The sequence below is a fragment of the Fusibacillus kribbianus genome, from assembly GCF_030053595.1.
In the GTDB taxonomy this organism is placed as follows: domain Bacteria; phylum Bacillota; class Clostridia; order Lachnospirales; family Lachnospiraceae; genus Lientehia; species Lientehia kribbiana.
The window spans coordinates 1-4,349 of the sequence record NZ_JASGBQ010000045.1 but is presented as its reverse complement, the minus strand read 5'-3'; the positions used below and the strand labels follow the sequence as shown (position 1 = coordinate 4,349).

Annotated in this window: 5 protein-coding genes and 1 pseudogene; 5 read left to right on the top strand and 1 reads right to left on the bottom strand. The window is 47.1% G+C overall.

Going from position 1 to position 4,349, the window contains the following annotated elements; all coding sequences use genetic code 11:
• Positions 1-125 precede the first annotated feature (125 nt).
• Positions 126-785, bottom strand: a complete 660-nt coding sequence (locus QJ036_RS14060; RefSeq protein ID WP_283231967.1) for a Crp/Fnr family transcriptional regulator — start codon at positions 783-785, stop codon at positions 126-128.
• A 135-nt stretch (positions 786-920) separates the two neighbouring features.
• On the opposite strand from QJ036_RS14060, the gene QJ036_RS14055 reads away from it, so the two are divergent.
• The 5 genes and pseudogenes from QJ036_RS14055 to QJ036_RS14040 all read left to right on the top strand — a co-directional run bounded on the left by QJ036_RS14055 (position 921) and on the right by QJ036_RS14040 (position 4,348).
• Positions 921-1,691 carry a NifB/NifX family molybdenum-iron cluster-binding protein gene (locus QJ036_RS14055; protein ID WP_235254956.1) on the top strand — a complete coding sequence of 257 codons (771 nt, stop codon included), beginning with the start codon at positions 921-923 and terminating at the stop codon, positions 1,689-1,691.
• 70 nt (positions 1,692-1,761) lie between these two features.
• On the top strand, positions 1,762-2,391 hold the full coding sequence (locus tag QJ036_RS14050) for a rubredoxin-like domain-containing protein (protein ID WP_283231966.1): 630 nt from the start codon (positions 1,762-1,764) through the stop codon (positions 2,389-2,391).
• Between the two features lie 2 nt (positions 2,392-2,393).
• Positions 2,394-2,573: pseudogene (locus QJ036_RS14400) on the top strand (4Fe-4S binding protein); the annotation flags it as partial.
• Positions 2,562-3,542 carry a rubrerythrin gene (rbr, locus tag QJ036_RS14375; RefSeq protein ID WP_465221484.1) on the top strand — a complete coding sequence of 327 codons (981 nt, stop codon included), beginning with the start codon at positions 2,562-2,564 and terminating at the stop codon, positions 3,540-3,542. The pseudogene QJ036_RS14400 and the gene rbr, both read left to right, overlap by 12 nt.
• A gap of 89 nt (positions 3,543-3,631) precedes the next feature.
• Positions 3,632-4,348, top strand: a complete 717-nt coding sequence (locus QJ036_RS14040) for a hypothetical protein (RefSeq protein WP_283231964.1) — start codon at positions 3,632-3,634, stop codon at positions 4,346-4,348.
• Position 4,349 lies beyond the last annotated feature (1 nt).

Here is a 4,349-nt window from a genome sequence, read left to right as displayed (position 1 = left end):
ATTTTTTATACCAAAAGATGCAGACTTGCTCAGAAATAGAAAAATTCATACAAAGAAACGCCAAAACCGACATTTGCCGGAGTTGGCGCTTCTTAATCAGGGACTTATTTTACAGCCCCTTTTGCTTAATCATTTTGCAATTGTTCCAGTTTGATTTTGTCTGTAACCTCCACTGTTCCACGAGCCAGCCTGACCATACCCTCATTCTGGAAATAGCGAAGCATTCGGGTAACTACCTCACGGGCGGTGCCCATGTGGCCCGCAATGGTTTCATGGGTAATCTTGAGGATGTTTGTTTCCTCTAAGCTGCATTCCTCCAGCAGAAATTCTGCCAGCCTTTTATCAAAGCTTTTCCACATGATCTGCTCCATGAGCCACATAACCTCAGAAAAACGGGTAGCCATAATTTCGTTGGTAAAATTAGCTACCACAGCAGACTCTTTCATAATGCGCTGATAAGTGTCAGCAGAAATAACCCACATCGTGGTATCCTTCTGCGCCTCAATGGTGATCTCAAACTGAATGCTGTTCATCATACAGGAGGCGGAAAACAGGCAAATATCCCGATCAAACAAACGATAGAGGCTAATCTCCCGTCCTTCATCGGAAAGAATATAGGCACGAAGCTGTCCGCTTCTTACCAGCAGAAGACCGGTACACTCCACCGTTCCGTTGTGAATCACAGTCCCTTTGTCCACTTTTCGTAAAACTGCATTTCGCTCCAAAATCTGCTGCTGGGTCGGTGTCAGTTTGTTCCAAATTGGAAAATAGGATGAAAAATCCATGGGTACACCTCCTTGAATACACATAGTATAAAACAATTTATGGCATATGTCAATAATTCCGTTGACATATAGGAAAAGGAGATGTACAATGGTCGTATAAATGGCATATGCCGTAAATAATATGGAGGTGAATCTATGCCAAGACCGAGAAAATGCAGAAAAGTTTGTTGTTTGCCGGATAATGATGGTTTTGTTCCGGTTCGTGGCGGCGAGGAACTGACTCCCATTGTCCTGAATGTGGATGAGTATGAATCCATTCGCCTGATTGACCGTGAAGGTTTTTCTCAGGAGCAATGCGGAGAATATATGCGTATTGCCAGAACAACGGTTCAGCAGATTTATGCAGCTGCCCGCAAAAAACTGGCCGATGCGCTGGTTGAGGGACTTCCTCTGCGAATCGAGGGAGGGGATTTTACACTCTGCAGCGGAAACAGCGCAGCCTACGGGTGCAAAAATTGCTATCAGCAAAAAATCCATCCGATGCACGAAAAACCGAAAGGAGATAATATTATGAGAATTGCAGTCACTTATGAAAACGGAGAAATCTTTCAGCACTTCGGTCACACCGAACAGTTTAAAATCTACGATGTGGAAGATGGAAAAATCATTTCGTCTGAGGTTGTGGATGCTGGCGGCAGCGGACATGGTGCACTGGCAGGCGTCCTGAGTGCACTGAAGGTGGATGCCCTGATCTGCGGCGGTATTGGCGGCGGTGCCCAGATGGCACTGAGCGATGTGGGTATCCGGCTTTATGGTGGTGTTTCCGGCAACGCTGATGCAGCAGCAGAAGCACTGGCAGCAGGCGAGCTGGACTTCAACCCCAATGTCCGGTGTGATCATCACGACCACCATGGGGAAGGTCACTCTTGCGGTTCCCACGGCTGCGGCCATCACTCCTGCGACTGAAATAGGTGATTAAATCACGGAATATGTGTCGTGATTTGATAAAATATAGATAAAGGAGGCGGTAAAACCTATGAAACAATATGTTTGCGGCATTTGTGGATATATTCACGATGAAGCTGTCGGTGGCAAGTGGGAAGACCTACCTGCCGATTGGAAGTGTCCTGTCTGTAAAGCAGGCAAAGACGCTTTCAAACCCAAAGAAGAAAAAACAGCGTCCCAGGAGGTCCTTGAAAAGCCCCATGTGGACAAGGAACTCTCTCCCATGGAAATGAGCATCATCTGCTCCAATCTGGCCCGTGGCTGCGAAAAGCAGTATCTGCCCCAGCAGGCAGATGATTTCAGAAAACTGGCAGAGTTCTTCAGAAGCAAGGCTGCGCCCGTCGAGGAGGCCAGCACAGCCAAGCTGCTGGAACTCATTGACAAGGATTTGTCTGTAGGGTATCCCTATGGCAATGCTATAGCCGGTGAAAAACCTGATCGGGGTGGTCTGCGCTGTCAGGTGTGGAGTGAAAAGGTTACCCGAATGCTCCAATCTCTGCTGACTCGATATGAATCTGAGGGAGACAAGATGTTGGAAAACACCGGTGTCTGGGTTTGCACGGTCTGTGGTTTTGTCTATATTGGTGACACAGCTCCGGAGCTATGTCCGGTGTGTAAGGTTCCCAGTTGGAAATTTGAAAAAATGGAAGGGAGGGCATAACTATGGCTGAAAAATATGCAGTAAGAAATCTTCGCTTATGTACCAAGGATTGCCTTTGCCTCTATGTCTGCCCAACCGGAGCGACTGATACAGAGAACAGCATCATTGATCCTGAAAAGTGTATCGGCTGCGGTGCCTGTGCCGAAGCCTGTCCATCCTCTGCAATCTCTATGGTTCCAAAAGAACTGCCGCCGCAGCAGCCGAAAGAAGAAAAAGTTGTCGAAGCACTTCGTGGCTTAGTTCAAAGCAAAGCCAATGCAGAGAACATTGCTTCGCAGCTTCCTGATGTCTTGAGCGTCGCTGTGGAAAAATCCTCTCGCCTGATGGCTGAGGATCTGTGCAGAGAAGCCGGCTTTATGCTGCCTCAGAGCAGCAACACCAGATCGTTTCTGGAAAGTATTAAAACGTATCCCGGCATTCCTGTGGATGCTGTGGAATCCCTGTTAAAAAACATTCAATTCAATGAAAAAATGGAGGAAAAGAAAATGGAAAAATGGAAATGCACAGTCTGCGGTTACATTCACGAAGGCCCTATGACACCTGATTTTAAGTGCCCCATCTGCAAGCAGCCTGCCAACAAGTTTGTGAAGATTGAGGAGGCTGCGGCTCCTGCAAAGAATCCCTATGCAGGCACCAAAACCGAGAAAAATCTGTGGGAAGCCTTTGCTGGTGAATCTCAGGCACGCAACAAATATACTTACTTTGCTTCAGTAGCCAAGAAAGCCGGTTACGAGCAGATTGCTGCTCTGTTCCTGCATACTGCACAGAACGAGATGGAGCACGCCAAGTTGTGGTTCAAAGCTCTGGGCGAGCTGGGCGATACTGCCGAGAACCTGCTCCATGCTGCTGAAGGTGAGAACGCCGAGTGGACGGATATGTATGACCGCATGGCTCGTGAAGCTGATGAGGAGGGATTCCATGATCTGGCTGAACAGTTCCGTGGCGTAGCTGCCATTGAGAAGATGCACGAGGAGCGCTACCGCAAGCTTTTGAGCAACGTGGAGGCCATGCAGGTGTTTGAGAAGAGCGGCGTTACCATCTGGGAGTGCCGTAACTGCGGACATATCGTAGTAGGAACCAAGGCTCCTGAGATCTGCCCTGTCTGCAAGCATCCTCAGGCATTCTTCGAAGTGCGTGCGGAAAATTACTAAGAATCAATAGCCTATAGATGATGGAAGTATAGAAGGCAGTATGCCGCCTGTCGGTTTCCCGGCAGGCGGTTTTTTACAGGAGGATGCCTATGATTCAAGATAATGCCAGCTTTACCTTTTTACATCGCATAGAGGAAGTAGAACTGAACATTGAGGATGGACGCTGGCAATCTGCTTTGGCATTGGCGCTGACTTTGCCTGATATTTGTGGCGGAATTGCTTTCCCAGAAATTGTAAAGCGTTATCGGGATGGGCGTGCTGTTCTGGACAGAAACCAGAGACCAACTCGTGATGTAGGAAATCAATATATTCGTTGGTTTGATACATACGCAGCACCTTTCTTTAAAGTCTCTGCGCAGGATATCTCACCCTATATCTGCGGAGAACGATGCTGGCAGCTTCGCTGTGAATACCTACACCAGAACAAAGGCTTTGCAAATACTGAGGACAATAGCCTTACGGACATCCGTATCGATATTGAACAGTTTTGCCGAAGAATGTGCCAAGCGGCCAGAGCTTATTATGAAGTAGAACATACAGAGAAAGATTTCAACCTTTATAATACACCCGTTCTGGATTTTATTAAAGCATCACAAGACGAACAATCAAATGCCACGATTGCTATTATGTGCAGCAATTCAGCCTATGGGAACGGACTGAAACTGGCACTTCAGTGCTTATCAAAAAACATCCTTGTATTTGAAACTCCGGAGGCAGCAAGAAAAACATCCATAAAAGATAAGCAGTCTCAAATCATCCGTTCCAGTGAACATATCCTCGAGTTACTTAATAACGAAAAATTTTAGT

Coding starts and splice junctions, on each gene's coding strand:
- QJ036_RS14060 (WP_283231967.1), bottom strand. CDS start 785: ATGGATTTTTCATCCTATTTTCCAATTTGGAACAAACTGACACCGACC.
- QJ036_RS14055 (WP_235254956.1), top strand. CDS start 921: ATGCCAAGACCGAGAAAATGCAGAAAAGTTTGTTGTTTGCCGGATAAT.
- QJ036_RS14050 (WP_283231966.1), top strand. CDS start 1,762: ATGAAACAATATGTTTGCGGCATTTGTGGATATATTCACGATGAAGCT.
- rbr (WP_465221484.1), top strand. CDS start 2,562: ATGGTTCCAAAAGAACTGCCGCCGCAGCAGCCGAAAGAAGAAAAAGTT.
- QJ036_RS14040 (WP_283231964.1), top strand. CDS start 3,632: ATGATTCAAGATAATGCCAGCTTTACCTTTTTACATCGCATAGAGGAA.